24 protein-coding genes, 1 pseudogene and 1 riboswitch are annotated in these 24,966 nt (G+C 48.4%); of the genes and pseudogenes, 9 read left to right on the top strand and 16 right to left on the bottom strand.

Going from position 1 to position 24,966, the window contains the following annotated elements:
• Positions 1-7: 7 nt before the first annotated feature.
• Positions 8-1,999, bottom strand: coding sequence for a DNA gyrase/topoisomerase IV subunit B (locus tag NZD89_RS07035; protein WP_268007023.1), 1,992 nt, complete (start codon positions 1,997-1,999; stop codon positions 8-10).
• Positions 2,000-2,496: 497 nt separating this feature from the next.
• On the opposite strand from NZD89_RS07035, the gene NZD89_RS07030 reads away from it, so the two are divergent.
• Positions 2,497-3,462 carry a cupin domain-containing protein gene (locus NZD89_RS07030; protein WP_268007022.1) on the top strand — a complete coding sequence of 322 codons (966 nt, stop codon included), beginning with the start codon at positions 2,497-2,499 and terminating at the stop codon, positions 3,460-3,462.
• A 43-nt stretch (positions 3,463-3,505) separates the two neighbouring features.
• Complete coding sequence (locus NZD89_RS07025) at positions 3,506-3,769, top strand: DUF1450 domain-containing protein (protein ID WP_268007021.1); 264 nt, start codon at positions 3,506-3,508, stop codon at positions 3,767-3,769.
• Positions 3,770-3,919: 150 nt separating this feature from the next.
• Here NZD89_RS07025 and NZD89_RS07020 read toward each other — a convergent pair whose 3' ends face one another.
• Complete coding sequence (locus NZD89_RS07020; protein WP_268007020.1) at positions 3,920-4,738, bottom strand: phytanoyl-CoA dioxygenase family protein; 819 nt, start codon at positions 4,736-4,738, stop codon at positions 3,920-3,922.
• A 154-nt stretch (positions 4,739-4,892) separates the two neighbouring features.
• Here NZD89_RS07020 and NZD89_RS07015 point away from each other — a divergent pair, with 154 nt between their 5' ends.
• Positions 4,893-5,732: a helix-turn-helix domain-containing protein gene (locus tag NZD89_RS07015; protein WP_268007019.1), complete on the top strand. Its 840-nt coding sequence runs from the start codon at positions 4,893-4,895 to the stop codon at positions 5,730-5,732.
• Between the two features lie 86 nt (positions 5,733-5,818).
• Here the strand turns inward: NZD89_RS07015 and NZD89_RS07010 are convergent, their stop codons facing one another.
• From NZD89_RS07010 to NZD89_RS06980, 7 genes are all read right to left on the bottom strand, one after another.
• On the bottom strand, positions 5,819-6,652 hold the full coding sequence (locus NZD89_RS07010; protein ID WP_268007018.1) for a carbohydrate ABC transporter permease: 834 nt from the start codon (positions 6,650-6,652) through the stop codon (positions 5,819-5,821).
• Positions 6,653-6,676: 24 nt separating this feature from the next.
• Entirely contained in the window at positions 6,677-7,600 is a 924-nt protein-coding gene (locus tag NZD89_RS07005) for a carbohydrate ABC transporter permease (protein WP_268007017.1), read from the bottom strand.
• A gap of 41 nt (positions 7,601-7,641) precedes the next feature.
• Positions 7,642-8,964, bottom strand: a complete 1,323-nt coding sequence (locus tag NZD89_RS07000; RefSeq protein WP_268007016.1) for an ABC transporter substrate-binding protein — start codon at positions 8,962-8,964, stop codon at positions 7,642-7,644.
• A 469-nt stretch (positions 8,965-9,433) separates the two neighbouring features.
• Positions 9,434-10,810: an APC family permease gene (locus NZD89_RS06995; RefSeq protein ID WP_268007015.1), complete on the bottom strand. Its 1,377-nt coding sequence runs from the start codon at positions 10,808-10,810 to the stop codon at positions 9,434-9,436.
• Positions 10,811-10,935: 125 nt separating this feature from the next.
• Positions 10,936-12,141 carry a macrolide family glycosyltransferase gene (locus tag NZD89_RS06990; protein WP_268007013.1) on the bottom strand — a complete coding sequence of 402 codons (1,206 nt, stop codon included), beginning with the start codon at positions 12,139-12,141 and terminating at the stop codon, positions 10,936-10,938.
• A 176-nt stretch (positions 12,142-12,317) separates the two neighbouring features.
• The gene (locus NZD89_RS06985) at positions 12,318-12,935 is read right to left on the bottom strand and encodes an SdpI family protein (protein ID WP_268007012.1); all 618 of its coding nucleotides are present in this window, start codon (positions 12,933-12,935) and stop codon (positions 12,318-12,320) included.
• Positions 12,936-12,958: 23 nt separating this feature from the next.
• Complete coding sequence (locus NZD89_RS06980) at positions 12,959-13,240, bottom strand: autorepressor SdpR family transcription factor (protein WP_268007011.1); 282 nt, start codon at positions 13,238-13,240, stop codon at positions 12,959-12,961.
• Between the two features lie 167 nt (positions 13,241-13,407).
• On the opposite strand from NZD89_RS06980, the gene NZD89_RS06975 reads away from it, so the two are divergent.
• Both NZD89_RS06975 and NZD89_RS06970 read left to right on the top strand, forming a co-directional pair.
• Complete coding sequence (locus NZD89_RS06975) at positions 13,408-14,298, top strand: sensor domain-containing diguanylate cyclase (RefSeq protein WP_268007010.1); 891 nt, start codon at positions 13,408-13,410, stop codon at positions 14,296-14,298.
• 52 nt (positions 14,299-14,350) lie between these two features.
• On the top strand, positions 14,351-14,644 hold the full coding sequence (locus NZD89_RS06970) for a diguanylate cyclase domain-containing protein (protein ID WP_268007009.1): 294 nt from the start codon (positions 14,351-14,353) through the stop codon (positions 14,642-14,644).
• A gap of 134 nt (positions 14,645-14,778) precedes the next feature.
• On the opposite strand, the gene NZD89_RS06965 is transcribed toward NZD89_RS06970, so the two are convergent.
• The 4 genes from NZD89_RS06965 to NZD89_RS29290 form a co-directional block, all read right to left on the bottom strand.
• Positions 14,779-15,510 carry a CAP domain-containing protein gene (locus tag NZD89_RS06965; RefSeq protein WP_268007008.1) on the bottom strand — a complete coding sequence of 244 codons (732 nt, stop codon included), beginning with the start codon at positions 15,508-15,510 and terminating at the stop codon, positions 14,779-14,781.
• 420 nt (positions 15,511-15,930) lie between these two features.
• On the bottom strand, positions 15,931-16,419 hold the full coding sequence (locus NZD89_RS06960; RefSeq protein ID WP_268007007.1) for a hypothetical protein: 489 nt from the start codon (positions 16,417-16,419) through the stop codon (positions 15,931-15,933).
• A gap of 291 nt (positions 16,420-16,710) precedes the next feature.
• Positions 16,711-17,187 (bottom strand): arylamine N-acetyltransferase family protein, encoded by a 477-nt coding sequence (locus NZD89_RS29295; RefSeq protein WP_326492917.1) that lies wholly within the window; start codon positions 17,185-17,187, stop codon positions 16,711-16,713.
• Positions 17,184-17,495: an arylamine N-acetyltransferase gene (locus NZD89_RS29290; RefSeq protein ID WP_326492916.1), complete on the bottom strand. Its 312-nt coding sequence runs from the start codon at positions 17,493-17,495 to the stop codon at positions 17,184-17,186. Before NZD89_RS29290 ends, NZD89_RS29295 begins: the two co-directional genes overlap by 4 nt.
• 125 nt (positions 17,496-17,620) lie before the next feature.
• Between NZD89_RS29290 and NZD89_RS06950 the strand changes: the two genes are divergently transcribed.
• A complete protein-coding gene (locus NZD89_RS06950; protein WP_268007006.1) occupies positions 17,621-18,085 on the top strand; it encodes a putative quinol monooxygenase in 465 nt (154 codons plus the stop codon).
• 268 nt (positions 18,086-18,353) lie between these two features.
• Positions 18,354-18,490, top strand: a pseudogene (locus tag NZD89_RS06945) (MFS transporter); the annotation flags it as partial.
• Here the strand turns inward: NZD89_RS06945 and NZD89_RS06940 are convergent.
• Positions 18,464-18,787, bottom strand: a complete 324-nt coding sequence (locus NZD89_RS06940) for a hypothetical protein (protein ID WP_268008644.1) — start codon at positions 18,785-18,787, stop codon at positions 18,464-18,466. The pseudogene NZD89_RS06945 and the gene NZD89_RS06940 overlap by 27 nt on opposite strands.
• A gap of 252 nt (positions 18,788-19,039) precedes the next feature.
• Positions 19,040-19,130, bottom strand: a riboswitch (cyclic di-GMP riboswitch).
• Between the two features lie 1,048 nt (positions 19,131-20,178).
• On the opposite strand from NZD89_RS06940, the gene NZD89_RS06935 reads away from it, so the two are divergent.
• Together NZD89_RS06935 and NZD89_RS06930 are read left to right on the top strand one after the other, a co-directional pair.
• Positions 20,179-21,792 carry a sodium:solute symporter family protein gene (locus NZD89_RS06935; protein ID WP_268007005.1) on the top strand — a complete coding sequence of 538 codons (1,614 nt, stop codon included), beginning with the start codon at positions 20,179-20,181 and terminating at the stop codon, positions 21,790-21,792.
• 21 nt (positions 21,793-21,813) lie between these two features.
• Positions 21,814-22,026 carry a hypothetical protein gene (locus NZD89_RS06930; protein WP_268007004.1) on the top strand — a complete coding sequence of 71 codons (213 nt, stop codon included), beginning with the start codon at positions 21,814-21,816 and terminating at the stop codon, positions 22,024-22,026.
• 155 nt (positions 22,027-22,181) lie between these two features.
• Here NZD89_RS06930 and NZD89_RS06925 read toward each other — a convergent pair whose 3' ends face one another.
• Positions 22,182-23,486, bottom strand: a complete 1,305-nt coding sequence (locus NZD89_RS06925) for a sulfatase family protein (RefSeq protein WP_268007003.1) — start codon at positions 23,484-23,486, stop codon at positions 22,182-22,184.
• A gap of 95 nt (positions 23,487-23,581) precedes the next feature.
• A complete protein-coding gene (locus NZD89_RS06920) occupies positions 23,582-24,955 on the bottom strand; it encodes a glycoside-pentoside-hexuronide (GPH):cation symporter (RefSeq protein ID WP_268008416.1) in 1,374 nt (457 codons plus the stop codon).
• Positions 24,956-24,966 lie beyond the last annotated feature (11 nt).

Below are 24,966 nucleotides of genomic sequence, written 5' to 3'. Positions count from 1 at the left end.
GACCTCCTCATTCCTCATACGAATCAAAATCGACGTTTTCATACAGCCACTGCCGGCGTAACTCCGATTTTGTTCCCATCAGGGTGGTGATTCTTCGCTCGGCCACGCTCGCGTCCATGACGTCGATTTTGATGAGCGTTCTCGTCTCCGGGCACATCGTGGTTTCCCATAGCTGGTCCGGGTTCATTTCGCCAAGCCCTTTGTATCTCTGTAATTCAAACGAAATCTTCTGCTTCGCGAACGCCGCGCGAATTTCGTCCAATTCCTCATCCGTCCAAGCATACGTGACGGTAGACTGCTTCGCCTTTCCCTTGCCTTCGTTATAGGTAAGTTTGTAGAGCGGCGGCATGGCCACGTACAGCATTCCAGCTTCGACGAGAGGCCGCATATATTGATAGAACAGGGTGATGAGCAATGACTGGATGTGTCCACCATCCGGGTCCGCATCGCTCATGATAATGACTTTTCCATATCTGCACTGCGAGAGGTCAAAAGAAGCACCGAAACCGGCACCGATGGAGTCGACAATCGCAGCGATCTCCGCATTTTTCAGGATTTTCGAGACGTCGTTCTCCCGCTCGACATTCAATGACTTGCCGCGAAGCGGAAGAATACCCTGGTGTCTGAAATCCCTCCCCTGCTTTGCGGAACCCCCTGCGCTGTCGCCCTCGACGATGTACAGTTCATTCTTTGCGTACTCATTGCTCTGTGGGGCGGTCAACTTCTCCACGAGGACTTTTCTCCGCCCATTCTTGTCCTTCTTGTCCTTTCCAGTCCGGACGTCTTCGGCCGCCTTTTTCGCCGCCTCGCGTGCGCGCTTCGAGAGCAGGGCGCGATGAACGACGTTAATAGCCACCTCGCGATTTTGATCTAAATAAGCAGCGAGCTGTTCCGAGACTATCGTGCCCACAATGTTTTGGACTTCCTTATTGCTCAATTCGTCCTTCGTTTGACCAATAAACTCAGGATTCGGCAGACGAATGGACAGGACGCACGTCATCCCCTCGCGCAAGAGGTCGCCTTCGAGATTTTCCTCATTCTCTTTGATGATGCCGTTGGTGCGGGCGAAATCGTTAAACGTGCGAGTAAATGCCGTCTTAAAGCCGCGCACATGGGTCCCGCCACTCTTTGTGGGGATACAGTTGACAAAACTCGCGAACGTCTCCGCATAGCCATCCGAGTATTGAATGCCGATATCCACACTGATACTGTCCGACGCCCCCGAGATGGAAAACGGTGCGTGAATGGTTTGCTTGTCCTCATTCAGGTATTGAACAAACTCCGACACGCCACCCTCGTAGTAAAAAGTCTTCGTCTTCGTGGAGTGACGGAGATCCGTCAACGTGATGGTGATGGACGGATTGAGATACGCCATCATCCGAATCCGCTCTTCGATGATGCCGGTTTGAAAATGCAGGTTTCCAAATACGTCGGCGTCCGGAAGAAAGCGGATCATCGTACCCCGTTGTTCCGTCGCGAGCTCCGTGATGGCGGGAGGTTCGGGATATCCGATTTTGAATTCCTCCTGGTCAAACCGAGCGCCCGTCGTGTACTTTTGAACGTACTGCTGCCCGTCGCGCCAGATGGTGACCTCCACCCACTTTGACAAGGCGTTGACCGCCGTCAGTCCGACGCCGTGAAGACCGCCGGAAACGGTGTATCCACTCCCTTTATCGCCGAACTTCCCGCCACTGTGTGGAACCGTCATCGCCACTTCAATGGTACGTTTCCCGGTTTCATGCATACCGAAGGGAATGCCTCGACCGTTATCCTTGACGCTCAAACTCTGATCTTCGTGAATCACGACCTCTATTCGATCACAATAACCAGCAAGGGCTTCGTCTATCGAGTTATCGATGACTTCCTTGAACAGGTGATGAAACCCTTGAACTCCGGTTCCCCCGACATACATGCCAGGTCGCTTGCGAATCGCCTCAAGACCATCCAGTACGTGAATGGACGAGTCGTCATAGTTTTGAATCAGTTCCGATGTGGACATTTCATTTCCTCCAATGAACTCTAAGACACTGCAGCGATGCAGGAGATTTATCTGTACAAATTCATCCATGAACCACATGCTTTCGTTTCATTCTATCATCAACGAAAATCGTGCGAATGCATGGGGGCGTCTCACTTTGGTTTATGAAATCTAGTTTGTTCAATCCGAGTCGACCAAAATCCTATGTAAGGGGAAAAACCAGGGAGGATCCCCAACTCAGAATGCCAATCCTATCGGAGATGACGAACACAGCCATAATTGCAATAAAGAATACCAGAGAATAGCGACTAATCCCAAGTACGTGTTCGTATACCGAACTTTCGATGGGTGTTGACTCTGAAAGCAAATCGCCATCACAATCCCCCAGATGAGTGTCGCTGCACCGAGTACACTCCGCGAGGTTTGTAAAATGGATCTCATGTGACGTGAATATATTAGGCCTATCGGAGCAAGACACGTATGTCAAAAACAAACGCTTACAGAAGGAGGTCGAGGGAATGACAGCGCAGGTTCCATCTGGCAAACTGGCCGTCGGTACCATCACGGAGAATTGGTCGGGCGATGCCCGTTTTTACGAATACTCCACCGCAGCCGATCCCATCGGAAGTGGCATCATCACGCCCGTGCCGATCAAAGAGTTTGGGGCGCAGCTCTACAACGGTGGAGACACAAGAGTCATCCCGCTGGACCTCTCGGCCGAGTTGAAGACCCCCTACCCGGCGACCAGCCCTTCACTTCTGGCTCAGTTCGTCCGGATCAACCAAGGGGATTCCATCGAGACGTCTCCGAATGCAACCAGTGAACTGTACTACGTCATTTCAGGCGCAGGGCGAACTGTCGCGAGCGGCAAAACGATTGGCTGGGCAAAAGGCGATTTCCTGACGTTACCTGCCGGATGTATCAGCAGACATACGGCCGATGAAGACGCGACCCTGTACTATATCGTGGACAGTCCACTGCTCAACTACCTCGGAGTTCGCGCGACAGAAGCTCGGTTCCAGCCGACGCGATTCAGTGCACAGCAATGCGACGCAAAACTGCAGGAGGTCGCAAAGGAACCGGATGCAGACAAAAAAAATCGAATTTCCATCCTCTTGAACAATCAGACATTTGAGCAAACGTTGACCATCACCCACGTCCTGTGGGCCATGTACGGCATCGTGCCAGTCGGATCGAACCAGGCACCGCACAGTCACAAATCGGTGGCCCTCGATTTTGTCGCCTACGCTGCGCCGGGCACGTATACGCTCGTCGGGGACCAAATCGACCCAGAAACCAATCAGATTATCGATCCCGTTCGTATAGACTGGGAGACGGGCAAAGCGTTCGTCACTCCTCCTGGCCTATGGCACTCGCACCACAATGAGTCAAACGAAGCCGCCTTCATCATTCCGATTCAAGATGCGGGCTTACAAACCTATCTGCGCACGTTAGATATTCAGTTTACCTTCTATGAATCTTAGAAACTGAGGACAATTCACACGTTCCTTCAGGGGGATTCACACTGTGCGAGTGGCTAAATTTTGCAGACGCAACGTATCCCGCGGTCTCTCTCGCGAGGCGGTGCGGCGACTCAAAAAGATTCACCGCAAGGAAGTCGGTGTGCAGATTGTGGACTGCTGTCGCCGCTGCCTCGCCTGTCGAGTTCAGCCCTTCTGTCGTATCCAATTGACGACGATTGAAGCGCCCGACAGCGATACACTCGTGCAACGCATCTTAGAGGCGGTACGGAAGGCCAACGAAGGGACCTCGCAGGATACGCGCCCATGAGGTGGATGCTTGAGAAATTCTGTGGAGTGACAAAAACCGCCCTGCCCCCCTGGGGCTACGGGCGGTTTTTACACCAGCTCGATGGGAAAACTGCCACCTTCTAAACGAACCTCAGTGCTCCGTAGCTAGCCGCGTACTGGAACTCGACACTTAATGCGGGGCCGACGCGACGATGTGTTCTGTACCGCACGGGCCTCCACCCGTATTCACCTCCCGGTCGACAGTAGTTCCATCGGCCTTATAGAGCGGGAAATACCACTTCGCTATCCTTTGAGCTGAAATCCCTGCGTAATGACATATAAATGACCGTCGAAAACGGGTGCTGCTCTGATTGGAGTACGACCCATGAATGACATTGCCGTTAAAAAATAAAACATCTCCTGCCTTCAAGATGGCCGGGATGGGCGTTAATCCTTCCGGTACATCCACTTCATCCGTTGTAAAGGATTTCCCGGAGTCGGCTAAATGAGGGCATTGAATTTCTTCCTTCTGCGAGTTTGGGACAATGAACAATCCACCATTCTCTTCATCGACATCGTCAAGAGCGGTCCATGCCGCGATACACGTTCCCGGTTCAACCCTCAGATAAAAATTGTCCTGGTGCAGCGCTTGGCCCTTTGCTCCCGGAGGTTTAAAATACAGCATGCTTTGGGCGGCAATCACTTCTTCTCCCAACAGTCGCTCCAGAATCCTGATCACGCGTCTGTCGAGCATATAGGACATCGCCATCTCGTTGACGCGATGTGGGTGCATCATTCGAGGATAGGCCTTGAGAATATCCCCGCTGCGCTGCGCCTCCTCAATAGAAATGGCCTGAAAGCAACCAGGAATGGTACCTTTCGCGTGCATGGCCATAAAGTTATTCTTGAGATCTGCGATTTCATCGTCGCAAAAAATATTCCTAACAATCAGATATCCATCTTTATGAAAAAACTCGACGTCATGTTCAGTGATCAGAGTATCGTCCATCTGATTGGCCTCCTTACATTGCCGGTTGTGTCACACCTCTTTATACAACAATCGTTTTTGCCCATTTCAACTCCTCGCTGATTCGATTCACGTGATCTTCATTACGGGTTATACTCATTATATTGAGATTCTGATACGGAACGGAATGGTTTATATGGCTGATTTCCTATACGATCCTGCTGAGGAGTTAACAGGCCCGAACCATTTGGGGGTGTTAGCTGACCATTTTCGAAAGTCGTCCAATTACTCTGTTCGTCGCTCGAAAGGAACACAGGATTACCTATTGACTTTTACAATGGCCGGACAAGGTGGATTTAAAATCGATGACAAAATCGAAACTTGTGTGTGCGGAGATATATCGATTCTGTCCCCCGGCACCCCGCACCATTACGGAACATTAGGACAAATATGGGAATTTTATTGGGTGCATTTCGTTCCTAGGGCAGATTGGCTGATTTGGATTCAGCAGATGGGGGCGCATTCTGGATTTACGCAATCGAGCATTGCAGACGTGTCGGTTCAAAGCCGGCTCCGTGGCGTGTTTCGAAGAATGATTCGCGATAGTCGCGCGCTTGGTTCTCATCAGCATGCATTAGCCATGAATGCCGTGGAAGAAATGTTGATTGTTCTGGCACTCAGTCTTCAGCAATCTAATATGGGATTAGATCCACGTGTCGAGGAAGTATTACAGCTTATGTCACAACGTTTTTCTGAAGGCATCAGTGTGGATATGTTAGCGAAGCAGGTCGGGCTGTCCGCATCTCGACTTAGTCATATATTCAAGCAACAAGTAGGGGAATCGATTATCGAGTGTCTCATTAAACTTAGGTTGCGGCACGCATCACGGTTGCTTGAGCGAACGACAGAACAAATATCTGAAATCTCTGACTTATGTGGATTTCAATCCCCATACTATTTCACAAGAAAATTCCGAGAGCATTACGGGATGAGTCCTACCCAATACAGAAACAACATGCTACAAGATAATGTCTGAGCCGAACATGGGATACTCGGCTCAGACAGGATTGTCTTGCAACTTCAGATTCTTGGCCCAAAAATGAACATGCATTTCCGTTCCCATCAGTTGTCCTTTACCCCACCCATGGTCATACCATTTACAAACGCTCTCTGCATAAACATAAATAAGACAACGGGTGGAACACTCGCTAAAGCGGCGCCCGCAAGCATTTGTCCATACTGCGCATTTCCTCCATTAGAAGCATCGCTTAACAACGAATATAAGCCCAGTGGCAACGTAAATTTGGACGAATCGTTTAGCATCACCAACGGCCATAAGAAATTCCCCCAAGTTGAAACGAATGTAATAATGGCTAATGCACCCATTGCTGGTTTGAGTAGAGGAAGGACGATTCTCAAATAAAGGATAAATTCGCTACAGCCGTCGATTCGGCCAGCGTCTAATAATTCATCTGGAACGCTGTAGATAAACTGACGCATCAGAAATATCCCTACCGGCGGTGCAATGAACGGAATAATGAGGGAAACATAACTGTTTGCAATATGCATTTCGGCCATCTCGCTATAGAGTGGAATTAATATACTCTGAAACGGAATGGACAGACTCATAATGACAATCGCAAACATCCAGGACTTTCCTTTAAACTGATACTTTGAAAATCCATATCCGGCTAAAGACGAGAAAAACACTGTCAATCCTGTTAGGACAACTGCTACCAACAGACTGTTTCTGTACCACTCCAAATATGGCCATTGCGTAAACAGCGATGAATAGTTGTGGAAATTCAGCCTACTAAGAAGCGTAAAAGGAGATTGGAAAATTTGTCCCTGCGTTTTGAATGAACTAACGATCATCCACACAAATGGAATAACAACCAGAATTCCGCCGATCCATACCACAACATTTATACAGATATCGGATATTTTTATCTTCATGCACAGGTTCCTCCTACCCCTCACTCATTGCATTGCACGGGAAAGTTTCCGGTATTGAATGAATGACATACACGCAACGACCACCAAAAGTAACATGCCCATGGCTGACGCGTACCCTAAATGCAAATATGATAATCCCTGCTGATATAAGTAGTTGGCATAACTAAGGCTGGAGTTCAGAGGGCCTCCGTTTGTCAAAATGAAGGGTTGGTCGAACAACTGTGAGGACCCTACAAATGAGGTAATGAGAACGAATACCATCATTGGGGATAAAGATGGCAACGTAATGTGGCGGATAAGTCGCCATTTATTCGCACCATCTAAGGATGCCGCCTCGTACAAACTTTGGGGAATCGCTTGCAAGCCGGCGATAAAGTATAGCGAATTCAGTCCCGTCCATTGCCACGCAACGAGTCCTAAAACGGAAATCTTAGACCAAAATGTACTATCCAGCCAAGGAATCGGATGAATACCGAACAAATGAAGAACTGCATTCAATAGACCAAAGTTCTTGTCATACATCATGTTGAAGACGATCACCACAGCGACTCCAGGTGTCACAATGGGTGTAAAATATAATATTCTAAGAAAAGTTCTTCCCTTTACTCGCTTACTGTTGAGTGCAATCGCTAAAGGTAATGACAAAAGGAAGGAAATCATTAAACTGCCGATGATATAAACCAGTGTATTGACGACTGATTGTCTAAAGTACGGATCCGCGAAAAAGTGAAGATAATTACTTACCCCTACCCACTTCATGGGCGAGGCCTGATCCCAACCTGTAAAGCTAAGAACTGCAGCAAACCCTAAGGGATATACAAAAAAAACTGCGAATAGAACATAAAACGGACTGATAAACAAATAAGGTGCAATCGGTGATCGCGTCTTGCTTTTCCCCCTAGAATTCACATTCACTCGTTGGTCACTTAACGCTTTGATCCCTATCATCAGACTCTGCCTCCCGAGTACAGCATGACAGACCTTTGCACTCAATAACCGAAGAATTGCTGTTGCTTCATTTGCTCCTCAAGTTGTGACATAGCGGCCTTGACACTCTGTTTATCCAGGTACACTGACTCAAGTGCGTTACCAAGAAAGGTTTGGAATTCGGCCTCTAACGGACTTTGCCAATATTCGGGTATCTTCCGAGATGCTGCATCCCATATTAACCCAATTTTCTGACCACCAAAGTAGCTAAACTGTTGATTTACAACCGCCGGATCCGCTTGGGCGGACTTCATGTTTGGAAAATATCCAATCTTATTGAATCGCTGGACTTGCCCCGCCTGGGTCGCATACACAAAGCGCAACAAGCTCCACGCTAATTGTGCGTTCGGAGTATTCTTTGCAACCGCTATCCCTGTGCCTCCCCACGTACTAGTTGTATAAGGAGAGTTGGGCCATCTGGGCATTGTTTGGAGACGCCATTTTCCAGCCATACCGGGAGCCGACGACTCTAGCTCTGCACTTGCGTACCAATCTGGAGCGATTACACCCGCGATTTTCCCCTGTTCATAATCTTGATAAATACCGGGACCCCAAAATGTATTTGAGTTGACCATTTTAAATACGCCATGATCTACAGACTGTTTGATATATGCGAGCGTCGTATAGGCAGGTGGTGAATCCACAGTCATCTTCCCGGATGAATTAAAAAACGACCCACCTGCTTCATAAAAGAGATTCTGAAATACAGCCGACGAACCATCTTCGGCAATAGGAGCCATGGCTATACCGTGTTTGCTCAACTCTAAACCGTCTTGATAAAACTGGGCCCATGTAGTGCTAGGCGTTTTGATACCATATTTTTTAAATATTGCAGGCTGATAATAATACCCAACTGGGCTCAACGCGCTTTCCAGTGCGTAAACATTACCCTGATACGTGTATGGAGTTAACTTTTCGAGGTCGTTTTGTGTACTACCCAAAAGGGGGGTTAAATTTAATACGTACTTTGGCAATACCCCTGGTTTCATAAATAGGGAAAAGTGACTAATCTCCAAATCCAAAAAATTCGGTAAACTCTCATTTGAAACCATCGCATTTAGTTCTTTGTTCCAGAAATCGCTAGCTGGAAACACCTGCGCCTGAAATGTAATATGATATTGCGGATATTGCTTTGCCCAAATTTTTTCTTCACTCGTGAAGAGATTGGCGTAGTCCTGGTCATGAGTCCACATGGTTAGCGTCACATCTTTAACTTTGGTCGACTCTGTCCCGGAAGCAGCTGCTGTACCTTGGTCACAACCACTTATCAGTTGAACAGATACTAAAATTGCGACCAAACTCGCGGTGATGATCCTACGCTTCATATTCGGCCCCCGATCCACTCTTGATGTCTGCCTTTAAAGATAGCGCTTACATTTTTCCGTCACGTTCTCTGGATGACCATAAGCTTAACCAATGTATTTCAATCATAGCTGCATCCTGAAGACACCAAAATGCACGTAAACGCTAATTTGTTGCACTATCCTGCTACGAAAACTTCTCTGTTCTAGCGATTTGATTACTTTGTATCGGTCAAGGGAAAGTTGGTCGAGTGGATGATGGAACGGTTGAACACCAGGCGCTTCACAGTCCCGACCCGCGTCTCTGGAATCCGTGGACTGTGAACCTGGTGCCGGGCGATCGATAAGCCTGTAGCTTCTTATTGCATAAAATCGTAGACGAGTTCCGCTCGATGTTGTTTCATGAACGCATAGAATACACATATTATACATGGCCATCAGGAAGCCGTCGATCGTGAAACCTGCGGAATTGTACGCATTCCAGCGGACATCGTTACCCCAGAGAGGACGTCTCTGCCTGTCCGCTGTCCACACGAGAGCTCTTCACCCGCAGGTACGCAAACCAATAAATCACGCCCACCACGATGATGACCGCCGTCTTCACCAAATCCCCGTTCGATTGCTGCGTAAGGGCGACAATGACGCCGATGATGGCGATGACCGGCGGAATTGGCCAAAGTGGCATGCGAAAGCGCTTGTCAGCAGATTTGTGCTTGAACCGAATGACGATGGCAGAAATGGCGACGAGCAAGTAGATCACTACGATGATTACGCCCGTAAACGTGATCAGGTTATTCAGTGACGTGAAATAACACAACAGGATGTTCCCAACAGCGAGGAAGACAAATCCCCACTTCGGCACGTTGTAACGGTTCATACTGGAAAAAAAGCGATTGATGGGGCTCGGCCAACTCTGGTCGCGAGCGGAATCCAGGTAAATGCGAGCGTACGCCAAGTTGCCGCTGAGGCCCGTGTCGAACATGGCAATGACGACGCCAATGACGAGAATCGTCGCCCCGACGTGCCCCATTGTGGACTGCGCGATGTACGTGAGGGGAGCGTCCGATTTCACGGCCGCGGAAAGGTTCGGAATCGCCAAGGTAGCGGATGCGACCGCGAGCACTTCGGTCGCGACCGATGCAAGTACCGCAATCATCACCGCGCGCGGGAGTGCCTTCTTGGCATTGACCGTCTCCTCGGCGAAGTAGAGCGGCCAGTCGTAACCGTTAAACGCAAACAGGGCTGGCACGACGGCGGCTAACATCGCACTCATGCCGATTCCCACAGAGTGGCCATGCGCGTCGACGGTCGCCGGGTGAATGAGAAACGATACGGGATGTTTTGCGCCCGCAAACGAGATCATAATGAAGGCGAAAATGACGGCCAGTTCGATGATCAACATCGCCATGGCCACCCAACTGGCGGCGCCTATACGCTCGAGTGAAAACCATGTGACGATGACCATCATGACGAGCGCGGCCCAGTTGACGGGGACCTGCGGCAGCAGTGAGTTTAGGTACGTCGCAGAGGATACGAGAATGCTCGCACTAATGACGATTCCAAGTACCAAAAACAAGAGTACCGTGATGAATCCGAACGGTTTACCGAGGGCGCGCCGGACAATAGTATAGGCGCCTCCCGCCCCTGGAAACACCGCGCCCAATTCCGCGTAACAAAAGGCCATCGAGATGGCGATACACGCCCCGATGACAAACGCCCAGAACACACCCGTTCCGGCAGATGAAAGACCAGCGCCGTAGACGAGAAAGACAGAGGTCGTAGGCGAGATGGCCGCAATGGCAATCGCAAGGACCTGTCTCATCCCGAGTACTTGTTTAAAACCGCTGCGTTTCTCCCCCACACTTTGCACAATATTCACTCCTTCGTGTCGAATGCATCCATGATAGCAAGAGAGATCGCTTAGGCATAGAACCGTGAATGCAGAGAGCCATGGAGCACCTCACAGATGGTCCCGCACGGTACACCATGGGTTTCTTATCCAGTGACGCCAAGACTGCGTGTATACGCGAAGATCTCATCTACGGCCCTCTCGTATCCTCCCGCGGCCCGAAAGGAGTCTCCAATCTCTCTACAAACGCTGTGAATGGACGAATCCGCAAGTACGGACTCCGCATTTTCTCTGAGATATTCTGGAGTTAATGCCTGTGCATCTAGATGGACGCCCGCCCCGATATTCGCCACACGCCTTGCCACAATGGGTTGATCGGCGTTTTGTGGCAGCACCATCAAAGGCACACCGTAATAAAGGCCTTCACTCGTGCTATTCATGCCACCGTGCGTGATAAACAACTTGGCGCGCTGCAACACTTCCAGTTGTGGTACGTAGTTGCGCACGATGAAGTTGTCTGGAATGTCCCCGAGTTCCTCCATCTGCGTCTGCCTGCCGACGGATAGAACCACTTTGTACTTCGTGTCGGCAAAAGCCGCAAAGCAGAGCTTATAAAAGTCTATCGCACGATTGAACACGGTACCGAGCGAAATGTAAATGACATTGTCCACGTCCAAATCAGGCATATCAGTATCTCCCATCGCGCGGGACACAACCGACGGCCCGACGAATTTATAGGTGTCATCAAAACTTTCTCCACCGGGTTGGAAGCGTTTCGACGTATAGACAATCGTCATTGGTGCGGGATTACAAAACACGTCGTAGGCGGACGATACTTCCACGCCATACGCCTTTTGTACGGCGCTGACCATTTGCAGAAAGTCCTGTTGTATCGTTTCATTCACCTCTGCAGGTGCGCGGCGTGAAAAGTTTTCCAGCATTTTATCAAAGGAGGATTTTTGGAATGCGAAACTCGTACACGAGTTAATGGCGGGTAAGTTCAAGATTTGTGCGAGAAGACGTCCGCATCCGAACATCGAGTCGTGAATGATGTAGTCAAAACGCTCGTTTGCTGTCTGCGTCAAGACGCTAGGTATGACGATCTCGGCTGTACGCAATAGCCCACTCACTCGACTGAGTAGATGATTTGGCTCCCCACTTAGGAACGCCTTGAAAAATTTCACACCATCATACGTGTGAACCGTTGCGCCGACTGCCTCAATGCGCTCCCGAAACTGTTCCGAGGTAAAGTAGACAACCTCCTCCCCGCGGCGAACCAGTTCTTGAACGACCCCGAGCGTAGGGTTGATATGACCTTCCGCCCCTCCGTTGACAAACAAAACGCGTGCCATCGCCATCACTCTTTCCTAAATTAGTGAGCCCAAATTTGTACGAGGCCCTTTTCCAGCAAGTACGGTTGTGGAGTTTATAAAATTCGAGTGCACACAGATGATTATGTCGCATATCGCAATTCAGGTTCTGTATTTCGGGATATTTTCAACGAAAGTCCCGCACCATGGCGTACATTTCAATGCTCTTCTTGTCTACCGTAAACATATGATGCTACAACCGCAATCAGTGCCCATAAGAGTATCGGTACTAGAACAGCCAACGAAATCATCGACTTCGGTAAAACCCAAGCGAGAATGACCATAAGAATTCCCGTTGGAATACCTAAATGTCCTGCTAACCGATGCGTCCGATTCCAATTCGTTGCACTCGATAAGGTCCAAGGCGTACGGATTCCCACCCACCAATTTGGTTGGATGCGGGGTAAGACGTTTGCCAACAGCAAAATCATAATGCCGAATACCGTCGGCATGAAGCGCATCGATGAGGTGCCAACTATATTCAAAAGTTGTCCTAGGGACCCAAGGTATGTCAACGCAGTGAACACGACAATGACGCCGCCGATATAACGATAAGTCGACCAGAAGGACTTGTAGTTTCGTTTCTTCGGGTCTATTCTCCACAGCACATGCCATAGCAGAATCATCCCGAGCATGGTTGCCGGTTCGACCAACACGGCTTGCAGACGCGACCCCATCCGATCCGCCTTGCCAGCCAAATCGTAATGTGTCGCGACCAGTGCGGGAAGGTGATGGTATGCGACCATCCCAAGCACAACTGCCAAAACCGCACGCAAGCCATCCCCACCAAGGCATCGCACTATTCTTTCTCATCGCTCTCGCCACCCCCAAAGTGTTCCATAAGCCACGCAAGCCACTCGTGCAGGATTGTCGTGTTGAGCCGGTAAATAATGAAGGTGCCTTCCCGCTGATCGACAACCAGATTCGCATTTTTGAGCACATTCAAATGACGACTAATTGTCGGCTGAGCATGTGAAAAATGGTTGGCAATCTCACCAGCCGTCTTTGGTCCTTCCTTCAACAACTCGATGATCTTTCTGCGTGTTGCGTCGGACATCGCTTTAAAAACACGCTCATTCAACTCATCGCCGTCACAGCCCTTCTTGCCCCGGTTCTACAAGAGTCTCAAATGATTATATAGCCATATAGCTAATAATGAAACAGGCGGCAGAACGATAGCCCTGAGAAGGACCGCGGATTTATGCTACATTTGGGAGGAATGTTTCGCATGAAGGTGGCGCAATCAAAATGAGAGCAAAACATGAGTTCCTTACCCAACCGGGTATGTTTCAATATTTTTTTGATAACCATCCAGATGGCATATGCATTGTGGACTCAGAGGGTCGATTTTTGGATGCCAATCAGTCTGCATTAAATATTAGTGGTTATGCATACGAAGAATTCGTCCAAAAGTCTATGAACGAATTTTTGGAGTATGGTGGTGATTCACAGACTAGATATGATTTGAATTCTACGGAACCTACGGAATTTTTGATCCGGCATCGAATGGGACACTTGGTTTATGTTCGAATCGCTGGAATTCCACTCATCATCGTTGGGCAAAGGATGGGCACGTTCGTCATCTTAGAGGATATCACCCAACAACGGGAACAACGTAAGGAATTGTTAGGTATCCAGGAAATGTTCTCGTTCATATCTGAAAAATCCGAAAACATAATCTCGTCCTTTTCAGCAGACGGCGTTTTCACTTACATCTCTCCAACTGTAAAAGCACTACTCGGATATACGCCAGAAGAGGTAATCGGGAAACCAGCAGTCGCTTTCAATCATCCGGATGACAATGAAGCGCTACTCAAATTGCGCAATTCGTTAACGCCCAACCAAGATATGGATCGGTTTATAGGTCGTGTACGGCACAAGAATGGCAAATATCGATGGTATGAAACCACAGCCCAATATGTTCGTGATAAATATGGTAAAATTATCCAAACCATCGGCGTCGGACGAGATATCACAGACCGCAAGGAAGCAGAAGAGACCATTGCATATCTCGCATACCACGACCCCTTAACTGATTTACCGAATCGGCGCTTGTTTATGGAGCGTGTCAATCACGTTTTAGCGGAATCTAAACAAGAGCTCCACAGCCTGATGTTACTTGATTTAGAATGGGTTTAAGTACGTCAACGACACGTTTGGACATGATGTTGGAGACCTACTTCTCATCGAAGTGGCTAAAAGGCTCACAGACGTGGTGGGAGAGAGACACATTGTGGCCCGTTTAGGAGGAGACGAGTTCACGATTCTTCAAACGAATATAGACAACATGGTGGACTGGACTAGCTCAATTGAGCGGATCAAGAATGTAATCTCCGAACCGATTTCTATCGATGGCAATACACATTACGTTCACGCGAGCGTAGGTGTCGCATTTTATCCGACAGACGGAAGCTCGGTTGAGACACTCATGAGAAATGCGGACGTGGCGATGTATCACGCGAAAAAGACAAAAAACCAGCTTTGAATAACCAAACCGGCGTTTTCCAACAAGGAGTTTAATATTACTTAATCCCTAAGCGACTTAAAACCCGATCCGCTATATGTGCGGATCGGGTTTTTGTACCAAAGCAGCATTTGACTTCTTGTCAGAGTACTCGATTACGGGTGAATGAATTCCTGCACCCAATAGGTTCCGTAGGAACCTCCGTGCACTTCACCAACTCCAATTTCCGTGTAATTTGGGTTGAGAATGTTCGCACGGTGTCCTGGGCTGTTCATCCAGTCCTGCATCACAGTTGCAGCATCCGGCTGGCCAGCGGCAATATTCTCGCCGGCGTATGTGTAGTGAATGCCAAATGTCGTCATCATATTAAACGGGCTCCCGTATTTTGGGGAGGTGTGATCGAAATAATTTTCGTTGATCATGTCCTGCGCCTTGGTCTGCGCGACGTTATCCAGTGACTGGCTAATCGTGAGCGGGGCCACACCATTCTTTTGCCGCTCTTGATTGACGAGGTTCACGACTTGTTGAACATACGTCGGAACAGATGTACCACTGGTTTGGGACGTGGTACTAGCCTGTGACGTTTGTGATTGTGCATTCGTGGTGGAAGCTGTCTGATGGACAGGTACAGATTTCTGTACAGAAGTCTGTGTTGTTTGCGTTGGAGTAACAGGTTTCTGTACTGGAGCCTGTATAGCATAAGAAGCAGGCGACGTCTCAAAGTAGTGTTGCAACCAGTTGTCGACCTGGTTCCAACTCGTGAACGTATACGTCTGTGCATTCACACTGGTACCAGAGTTCGTGTTCGTAGCGGCGAGAACGGGGCCTGCCATACCAACAGCGGACAACGATGTGACGGCAAAACCAATCATGGTCTTTTTAAGCATGATACGCCTCCTTTCCTACTACTATAGAAAGAACAGGCCGAATAATCATTGCTTAAATACTGAAACTATAACAAACATGCTCGTGAACCTCGTTACGCACTGAGGATTTGAGGATAGGTTCGGGGCGGTTCCTTCAGTGAATATCCGATTCAACGCGATCGGGATTATGACGCCATTACGGGGTACCACTTTGACCCACTAAATACCTCGTTACCTCTCTTTTGAACTCCGTATTGGTACAATCTCTTCCCTGACATCGACAACGCATACAACTCAAGTCCGTTCCTAAAAATGTCTATTTCATTCCAAGAAAGTACTAGTGGTTGGTTCGTAGAAATCGATTTCTCTACTGTGCCAATTGTAGGCGAGTACTCCTCAATTTTTGTGATTCTTGGGTCTCTGTTGTTCACAACCATCACACTAATTTGATGATCGTTTTCTGACAAACCGACCCATCCGATCGTTTGAATTGGGTCGGAAGTTCTTTTGACCTGCCATTGCCCTATTGAAACGAATTTGCTCCTTTATAAGTTGCTGTTCGTTTAAATCTGGTGCGGTTCCTGTTTGTTTATTCTTTGCTGACGGTACAATTGAATCCAAAGTATACGAGTTTCCGTCCTTGTCGTTCCAGAAAAGCATGGAATGACCACTGTCACGAAAATAATAGGCTGCCATCCCGTTACCTAATTGTGTCTTGCTTCCATGTGAGGAAAGGTCAGAGTCTTTCGCATTAAATACATCTTCTACAAGTATATGAACCCCATCTCCCATGTAGATGGTTACGTTTTGTATTTTCGTCGGTGGGTTTGTCTTACCCGGTCCCTCAGTGGCATGGACATGAGTAAATTGATAGGGATAAAAAGTTGGAAGCTTTGGCGTGTAACCTGCAGTCTTAAATGCAGCTTGCACCGCGTTTTTTCGGACGGAGAGATATTCTTATATAGTGAGTTGTTAAACAAGGGGCTGGGTGAAGAACAACCTGAAACGCACAACATCACACCAACACAATAAGCACCAGCCACGACGGCACGCATTCAACAGTCCCCTGACCAACATTGAAAAGTTTACCGTTTCTTAAACTATAATCCACATTGCGCCCGATGGATGGATGTCTCTACAGAAATATTTCTTGTTGCTGCCAGGTTCATGTAAGTCCATCCATTTCTTCGCCTGTATCACAACGCACATATTCGACAACTTTCACCGGACTTTAATTCCAAATTTCCCGTCCGCGATCTCTTTAAACGTTTTGTTGTCGATCTCCATCTTTTCAACTCTTCCGTCGATCCACTCGGTAAAAGAGGTGTCCGTTAGAATGATGTTCCCTCGCGCTGTCCTTCTGGTCATTAACGGCCTCTTATTAAAAGGAGATGCTGGATGCTCCAATATAATCTTTTGGATTTCGTTCAATTCCGAGAGGCGATTGACGGAGTGTGTCGAATCAAAAACATACCCTAATTTCCAGTCTTCGTCCTTGTGTTTCAATTTCATATACAGAAAATAATCACCATACTCACTATCCGCTCGCTCTATCTTAAATTCACCGTTTTCAGATATCACAGTCTCCCCATTGAGCGGGACTGGCGTCATTGGCAGATTCCCACCAAAACCAGTGTCGACCAAATATCGTTGTCCATCATGCGTGATGATATTGGTTACATGGGTTCTTCCAGTCATACTCCACCGCTGACCCTATGGTCATATATGACACCACGCACTAAAGCTGCGTGAAAACCGTTTTCGACTAAGAATAAATAAAAAATAGAATTGAGCTCGTAGCACAGTCCACCCTCATTATGGTTCATGATTTTGTTCACTAGATTTTCTTTTGTAATTTCGGCGGTTCTGTTCCCAACGACACATAAATTTTCAAATGGGATTGCTCTTGCAGTCTTTTCAAGAACGAGGTCCAATTTTTCGAAAGTGATTTTATCGGTATTCGAGATACCGATTCTATTACGAAATAACCGATTCAACTCATCCATTCATCTCTACCCCCTGACAACCGAATGGAAGTGCACAGGACTACTATGATGTATTATCGTGTTTCCGCCACTTTATTGCCAGAACAGCTTACGCGTGTTGGCGCACATTCAGGGGTGAACAGCGTTTGAGACGGAAGGAGCAGGCGGCCACAAAACGCACGACCGACGCCAGGCAAGAGAAGGGCGATACAGACTGTTTCGTTTGTACGAGGGAGAGACAAAGCGTATACTCACGTCGACGAGACACTGAAGTGAGTGAATGGTTCACATACGGATATCGACAAAAGGAGCGGATGACAGTGGTTGTACTGACAGCAAACTACCTATGTAAGACCGGTATGGGCGATGCCGTCGAAAAAGCACTGCGTGAAATGATCCCGTTGGTCGAACAAGAGAACGGATGTATCCACTACCTGGTCAATCGTTCCAAAGACAACCCGGATGCATTTTTGCTGTTCGAGCAATATGAAGATGAACAAGCACTGGCTAGACATTCAGAAACACCGTACTTTAAGCGCATTGTTCTGGACACGGTCATCCCAATGCTCGAAAAGCGGGAGCGCACACTATACACTCCGGTACAGGCGTAAAGTTACGCGCGAAAGTTCCTGACGGCCGCTTACCCAAGGGCGCTTCTACCTCTGTTCGCAGCCATAAGTGCGAAAGGGGTAAGCGGCAATAGCTGCTCTTTCAATTCCTCACGCTTTAGATGTGGTATCGTTCATGTAGAATGTTCATGTGATGTTCCACATGTCCTAGAATGATACAAGCTGCCGCAAGAACAGTAGTCGGGTGGTTTCGAATGGTGCCCACGTTTCGCAAATCTTCCTCTCTTACATGGTTAAGCAGAGAGAGTGTGGCAATGGGGCGGTCTTCCAGTTGGTTCCCCAGCGGTTCCCCAAACTAATTGGCATTGTAACCGGTCTTGCCGGGCAGCCGGCGGTATCGGCGGATATTTGCTGCCAACGCTACTCGGACAAATCAAGTTGTCGACGGAAGCTGTCGAACGGTCTTAATCCACAAAGCGTCCTTGATTCTATTGAAGAGGAAAGTATAGAGCCAAAACGATGTGTAAGGTTGTTCGTCCCTGCGCCAGACAGCTGAACCCATTCTCCCCACCCGTAGGGATAGCCTAATTGCGTGAGCGTCGTGGATACCTGATCGGGGAAATTCACAGTATCCATCGGATTCGCAAACTGATTCAGTACCTGATTTGATGGAAGGACGCTCGGATAGGCTTTGGTCAACGTCTGCTGCATCACGCGATAGAAGACGTTATCGTGCAGTGCCACCCTACTCGCACCCTTCTAACTGCATTGAAAAAGCCGCCCCGAAGGACGGCTTTATAATTATATTCATTCTTCTAAGTTATTGGATGTGTGCGGTATTCTCTATTTCCGCCATAGTTGTTTGCTTTGCAGTAACACATAATGCTGTGCACAGCATACCTAAGAACCCACCTGTTACGAAGGCAATTGATATCCACCAAAAATAACCCATAAACATCACTCTCCCCAAGATCTACACAACGAACGGAGAAGCATCACGGCAGCTGGCTGGCTTAGCATATCTGTATCTGCCGTAGCCCCTCTAGCTTTGCGTCATCACCTTTCAGTGACTTTGCCATTTCTCGTATGTGTGATGTGGAAAATTATATATTGCAATATTCGACATTGTCCAGCTATAAAATAAACTCGACTGAATGGACAGCGTCTTATTTCAGCACAACGAATCTTTTCATAATCAGTTCCAACACCATAAGTATTCCAAATACGGCGTAAAAGCAAGCAAACCATAGTTCAGTTGGATCGTTGCAAAACGCGACCACAATACATGCGGTGCATTCTAATGCACAGAAAACCACAGCATTGATGATTGACATTAAAGGGTTTCGTGTAGTGCGATATATGATAATCAAGCCCACAAGTATGGAAACCAACCCCAACACCATTCCCTGGTGGGTTGCCTTACCACCGATGAGAGCCACTAGGATTAGTGCAATGACAAGAAGATACACTGTGCTGTAACTTTGATACATGTGTTTGAATTTTATCATGGTGCCCTCCCACTCTTTTCCCACTATAGTAAAATATCCAACTTCAAAACACGTTTAAAGGTCCTCAAACAAAAGCATAAAAGGACGGCGCGCGCTGTCTCATGCTGTCGAATCTTACAACACATGACTGAAATTATCAGATGTTCTGTCGAATCAAGTGGTAGTAGTTTTTTCAGCATTCGCACCAGTTAGCGACATTTTTATTAACGTCCAGCGACTATTTCTTCTACGATATTCTTCAGGGGCTACATGTGACAACCCGGTAATTCGTGTGTCCATAGTTGAAAATAAGAAGAGTTCTTTCCATAGCTGTTATCATGCAGCCACGTCGGAATACCCATAAGGAAATTTTTTCCTACGTCCCCGCCGATCCTTAACGTCCCCCGACTCTCCTATGTCAATAAGATTTTCCCCTATTCCACAGCACTTGAGCATTCTCGCGGCGAATTACGCATCTGTTCGATCGCGCTTATCATTTTTTATCAATAAATGATCATAAGTTGACAAACATTGAAAGTGCTTTATAATCCTATACCGACGTTAGCAATAGTTAGGCGTGAAAGCGGTTGGTGAAAACGGTTAATGAATGTTGCTAGCTGAATTGAAACATTTGAGGGGGGTCAACCAATGCATGCGTTGTTTCACGCCAATGGCATTGACTACAGCATCATCGCAATCTATTTTGTCTTTGTCATTGGAGTCGGGTTTGTCTTAAAAAACCGCGTTCGTACAGGCGAAGACTTCTTTCTGTCGGGTCGCTCGATTCCAGGGTGGATCACGGGTCTAGCCTTCCTATCCGCCAATCTGGGGGCGCTTGAAATCATGGGTATGACCGCCAGTGGTGCGGAATACGGGATGATGACGACGCACTTTTACTGGATTGGCGCAATTCCGGCGATGCTGTTCCTTGGCCTCTACATGATGCCTTTCTACTACGTTTCCAAAGTAAGATCCGTTCCCGAGTATCTGAAGCTTCGATTCAACGAAGCCACGCGCGGTGTCAATGCCGTCTCGTTTGCGGTGATGACGGTTTTGACATCCGGTATCAGCCTCTACTCCATGGCGTTGATTTTCCAAGTCCTCATTGGTTGGTCTCTAACGACAAGTATCCTCGTTTCTGCGGTCGTCGTATTGGTGTATGTAACACTTGGCGGGTTAACATCCTCGATTTACAATGAGGTTGTACAGTTCTTCTTAATTTGGGCTGGTCTCCTGCCGATTCCGTTGATTGGTATGCACAAACTCGGCGGATGGAACGGGATGTTGGGGCGCCTGCCGGCAGGTTTTGGCCACCTGTGGTCGAACATGGGAAGCGCTTCGAGCAATCCAATGGGGATTGGCTGGCTAGGCGTTGTTCTTGGTTTGGGATTCGTTTTGTCGTTTGGCTATTGGACAACCGACTTTCTTGTCGTTCAGCGAACACTTGCTGCCCGTAACCTTCGCGCAGCGCAAAACACACCGATTTATGCAGCATTCTTTAAGATGATTGTACCTATTCTCGTGATCATTCCAGGCCTCATTGCACTGGCCGTTTTTCCGAAAATCGGACATACCCCTGGAATGAGTTATAACTTGGCTCTGCCGCTCTTGATTTCCAAATATTATCCACCCGGTATGATGGGGCTTGGTTTAACTGCGATGCTTGCAAGCTTCATGAGTGGGATGGCCGGGAACGTCACTGCTTTTACAACCGTTTGGACATACGACATTTACCAGGCGTATATGCGCAAAGATGCAAGCGACAAGCATTATATTTCGATGGGTCGTTGGGCCGTGCTCGGTGGCGTTGTGATCAGCATTGGGACAGCGTACATTGCGGCTGGGTTCCCAAGCGTCATGGATTACATGCAAACCCTGTTCTCCTTCTTTAATGCGCCGTTGTTCGGTACCTTCCTGTTGGGCATGTTTTGGAAGAGAACCACTGCCTGGGGAGGTTTCTGGGGTCTTATTTGTGGTATTGCAAGCGCCTTCGCGCTGTATTACCTCATACCGGCACACGTGTTCTCGAGTCCGGATGCAGGCAACTTCTGGCGGGCATGGTGGGCATGGTTCAACACCGTCGCGATTACGGTTCTCGTGAGCCTTTTCACGAAGGAAAAGACAGCAGAAGAATTAAAGGGAATTGTTTTCGGTTTGAGCAATCGACCAAATTATGCAGGTTTTCCTTGGTATAAACGTCCAGGGTACCTTGCCACCATCGCGTTTGTTATCTTGGTTGCACTCAATATTGTATTTTGGTAATACAGACGGGAGACTGGATATATGAAACGATTGCTAGACTTACGCTTTCTCATCGGCATCCTGTTTTCGGTTTATGGTGTGATCCTCACCGTTTATGGAGCCGTTTCACATCCAGTTACACAATCAGTCCACTGGAACATCGACTTATGGTGGGGAATTCTCAGTCTTGTCTTTGGTCTGGTGTTCATCGCATTATCTAGAATTCCAGAAAAACAGGACGAAGAAGAGGTATAAGGATTTGCCAAGCGACTCGGATGAAGTTGTGGACATCACACTTCATCCGAGTTTTTTTGTTGTTTAGATGACGATCTCTTCGAAGAGATACCTGCAATTTCACCAGTCTGTGCGTGCAGGTTCCATCCTCGTTCCGGCGACGGAGAGCAAAAGGTTCACTCGAAGTCGTCCAGTTGCGGACTGATACAGGTGCGCTTGTTCACAAGGGCGGCTTTGGGTCTTGGAACAGGTCCGTTCAGAATCGGATCAGCAGTCGACTTCAGCCAATGATCCAGGCGATGTGACAAGTCGTCGTAAATCTCCTGATACGCCTGGTGATGGACACAGTTGACGCGTTCTGCGGGATCTAGGTAGAGATCGAAGAGCATTTCCCGATCACGCAACTGGTCCAATATCCCATTTTGCATCAGCACGTCTTTGCTTTTGGAATCGTCGATATTCGAGGGAACATATCCTGTGTCATCATCATAATAGCGAATCAGTTTATACCGCTTCGTTCGAACACAGCGCATCGGTTCGTATGACGCGTGAAACGTCACTTCAGCGAACAGTTCATCGCGGATCTCGTCCGACGAGCCCTCGAGCACAGGTAGAAGGGAGGCACCTTCCAGCCAATCGGGTTTTTCCAGCCCACACACGTCACAGATGGTCGGAAACAGGTCTAATTGGGAGACCAGTGTATCCACTGCATGCCCTCGACGCGGATTGTTTGGATAGTCCAGGATCAGCGACACGCCAATGCCAGTATCCAACAGGTTACATTTCATCAGCGGAAAGGCGATCCCGTGATCCGTCGTGAAGATGACGAGCGTATTTTCGTCCTTTCCGGATTCTCGCAGGGCCGAAAGCACGTGGCCAATGCACTCATCGGCCACTTGTGCCGAGCCAATGAACTCGGCCATGTCTTGACGGGTTTCGGGTAGATCTGGAAGAGGAAAGGGAGGCATGACATAGTTGGGATCGACAGCCTTATCCTTTGGAAACTCCCTGTGCGTATTCAACAGGCCGTACGACAGAAAGAATGGCTCACGAACGGAAGACTTCAGGTAGTTCGCCACTTCCTCCGCGTGAGTAAGGTCGTCTCCCGCCGTTGCAGCGGCGCCTGGTTCATAGTAACCTAAGACCTTTTTGTAACCGAGATCGTGCACGTCCGTCGATTCGTGTTGAACGCCGCACAGTACCGTTTCGTAGCCGTGGCGATTGAGAAAATGCACGAGATGTTTGCCGTAATCGTTCATCCCAAAGCCGCGGTGCGCGAGCCCAAGCATTCCGTTTACGTGCGGCGACACGCCTGTAAGTAAAGCTGCACGGCTTGGTGAACAGGTGGGTGCCGCGCTGAAGACCTGCCTGAACAAGGTGGCGTGGCGGGCAAATGCCATAATGTTCGGCGTCGGAACCTGATACCCGTAGGGTTCGATAAATCTACCCGTGTCGTGCGTATGAATAAGAAGGATGTTCATGAATTTATCACCTCGTAAAAATCAATGAACGCGAAACATCAAGAGACAACCTGCCACTGCGATGAGCATGCCTCTCGTCCCCACTATCAGCGCGTTTACATGACGTGATCGCGCTGTTGAATTTCCGATACGACCCGTTTGAAAGAAGCGTAATTAAATCTGTAGAACAGGAGGATGCAGATACATAGTAGTGCGCCGATGGTCGGTAACAAGGTCTCCATGACCAAAATGCCGTGCAGCGCGGTCGGCGTCTGCGCCCGATTCGGGACATAGCCTATCGCACTCAACATCGACCCAGATAGTTTTGCAGAAACTGCCTGAGCCAACAGTTGGACGAAGATAAATGCAGCGTAGATATTGCCTTCCGCGCGAATCCCGGTCCTCCACTCCCCGTACTCGACGGTATCTGGGACCATCGACCAGAGAAGTGGAGTCGTGATACCAAAACCGGCGTATGCGATGGCGCCGAATAAAAAGACCGTAAAGATGTGCGTGTGCAGGAGGAAAAAGCCAAGTAGTCCCACGGCGACAACAGATTCCCCGATGATGCCAGTGTTCCGTTTGCCAAATCGATTGACCAGCGACGGATTGACAAGGATGAAGACAATCATGACGGCGAACCCAATGAGCGAGTACAGCGAGAACAAGTCCGCACGGCCGATATTGTATTTGAAGAAATAGACGGCGACCGAGTTTTTAATCGACAGCGACAACTGCTGGACGAGGATGAAGAGCAGGAGAAGCAATAAATACTTGTTTGCGACGGCCGACTTCAGTTGGGTTTTTAACGAATGCTTGCTGCCGGCGATGCCAGCTTTCTGCGCACACTTAGGCTCATGACCGACACCTTTCGTTCCAAAAAACGAGATCAACATCGAGATCAGCAACAGTAACCCAAAAATTGCGTAAATATATTGGAATCCAGTGGCTTCCACATGAAACATGTGGACGAGCGGCAGTGTGGCCGTGGTGACGACCAGTCCGCCGAATTGTCCGATGGAAACCTTGATGGACGAGATGCGGGCTCTCGCGTAGTAGTCATCCGACATCGCGGCCAAGAGAGAGCTATACGGGACGTTCACAAATGAGTAGATGATATTAAACAGGATGTAAGTGATATAGGCGTATAGAATTTTCCCGCCGGGATTAAGCGAAGGAACCGTAAAGGTCATGACGCCAATGATTGCCAAGGGCAGGGAGCCAAACAGGAGGTACGGCCTAAATTTCCCCCACCGTCCCCTGGTTTGGTCGACGATGACGCCCATCGCCGGATTGGCTACTAAATTCACCAATTGTACGATGAACATGAGACTGCCTGCCGCCGCAGCCGTAATGCCGTAGTCATCCGTATAGAAATACAGGAGGTATGTCGAAACCGCATTAAAGAACAGATTGAGCCCAAAATTGCCTGCAGCATAGCTAAATGCCTGTTTTACATCGATTTTTACAGACGGTGCTGAACTCAGCATTCTACCCACGG

It is taken from the genome of Alicyclobacillus fastidiosus (assembly GCF_026651875.1).
In the GTDB taxonomy this organism is placed as follows: domain Bacteria; phylum Bacillota; class Bacilli; order Alicyclobacillales; family Alicyclobacillaceae; genus Alicyclobacillus; species Alicyclobacillus fastidiosus.
This window is presented reverse-complemented; position numbering and strand designations above follow the sequence as displayed.

Coding starts and splice junctions, on each gene's coding strand:
- NZD89_RS07035 (WP_268007023.1), bottom strand. CDS start 1,999: ATGTCCACATCGGAACTGATTCAAAACTATGACGACTCGTCCATTCAC.
- NZD89_RS07030 (WP_268007022.1), top strand. CDS start 2,497: ATGACAGCGCAGGTTCCATCTGGCAAACTGGCCGTCGGTACCATCACG.
- NZD89_RS07020 (WP_268007020.1), bottom strand. CDS start 4,738: ATGGACGATACTCTGATCACTGAACATGACGTCGAGTTTTTTCATAAA.
- NZD89_RS07015 (WP_268007019.1), top strand. CDS start 4,893: ATGGCTGATTTCCTATACGATCCTGCTGAGGAGTTAACAGGCCCGAAC.
- NZD89_RS07010 (WP_268007018.1), bottom strand. CDS start 6,652: ATGAAGATAAAAATATCCGATATCTGTATAAATGTTGTGGTATGGATC.
- NZD89_RS07005 (WP_268007017.1), bottom strand. CDS start 7,600: ATGATAGGGATCAAAGCGTTAAGTGACCAACGAGTGAATGTGAATTCT.
- NZD89_RS07000 (WP_268007016.1), bottom strand. CDS start 8,964: ATGAAGCGTAGGATCATCACCGCGAGTTTGGTCGCAATTTTAGTATCT.
- NZD89_RS06990 (WP_268007013.1), bottom strand. CDS start 12,141: ATGGCACGCGTTTTGTTTGTCAACGGAGGGGCGGAAGGTCATATCAAC.
- NZD89_RS06975 (WP_268007010.1), top strand. CDS start 13,408: ATGAGAGCAAAACATGAGTTCCTTACCCAACCGGGTATGTTTCAATAT.
- NZD89_RS06965 (WP_268007008.1), bottom strand. CDS start 15,510: ATGCTTAAAAAGACCATGATTGGTTTTGCCGTCACATCGTTGTCCGCT.
- NZD89_RS29295 (WP_326492917.1), bottom strand. CDS start 17,187: ATGACTGGAAGAACCCATGTAACCAATATCATCACGCATGATGGACAA.
- NZD89_RS29290 (WP_326492916.1), bottom strand. CDS start 17,495: ATGGATGAGTTGAATCGGTTATTTCGTAATAGAATCGGTATCTCGAAT.
- NZD89_RS06935 (WP_268007005.1), top strand. CDS start 20,179: ATGCATGCGTTGTTTCACGCCAATGGCATTGACTACAGCATCATCGCA.
- NZD89_RS06930 (WP_268007004.1), top strand. CDS start 21,814: ATGAAACGATTGCTAGACTTACGCTTTCTCATCGGCATCCTGTTTTCG.
- NZD89_RS06925 (WP_268007003.1), bottom strand. CDS start 23,486: ATGAACATCCTTCTTATTCATACGCACGACACGGGTAGATTTATCGAA.
- NZD89_RS06920 (WP_268008416.1), bottom strand. CDS start 24,955: ATGCTGAGTTCAGCACCGTCTGTAAAAATCGATGTAAAACAGGCATTT.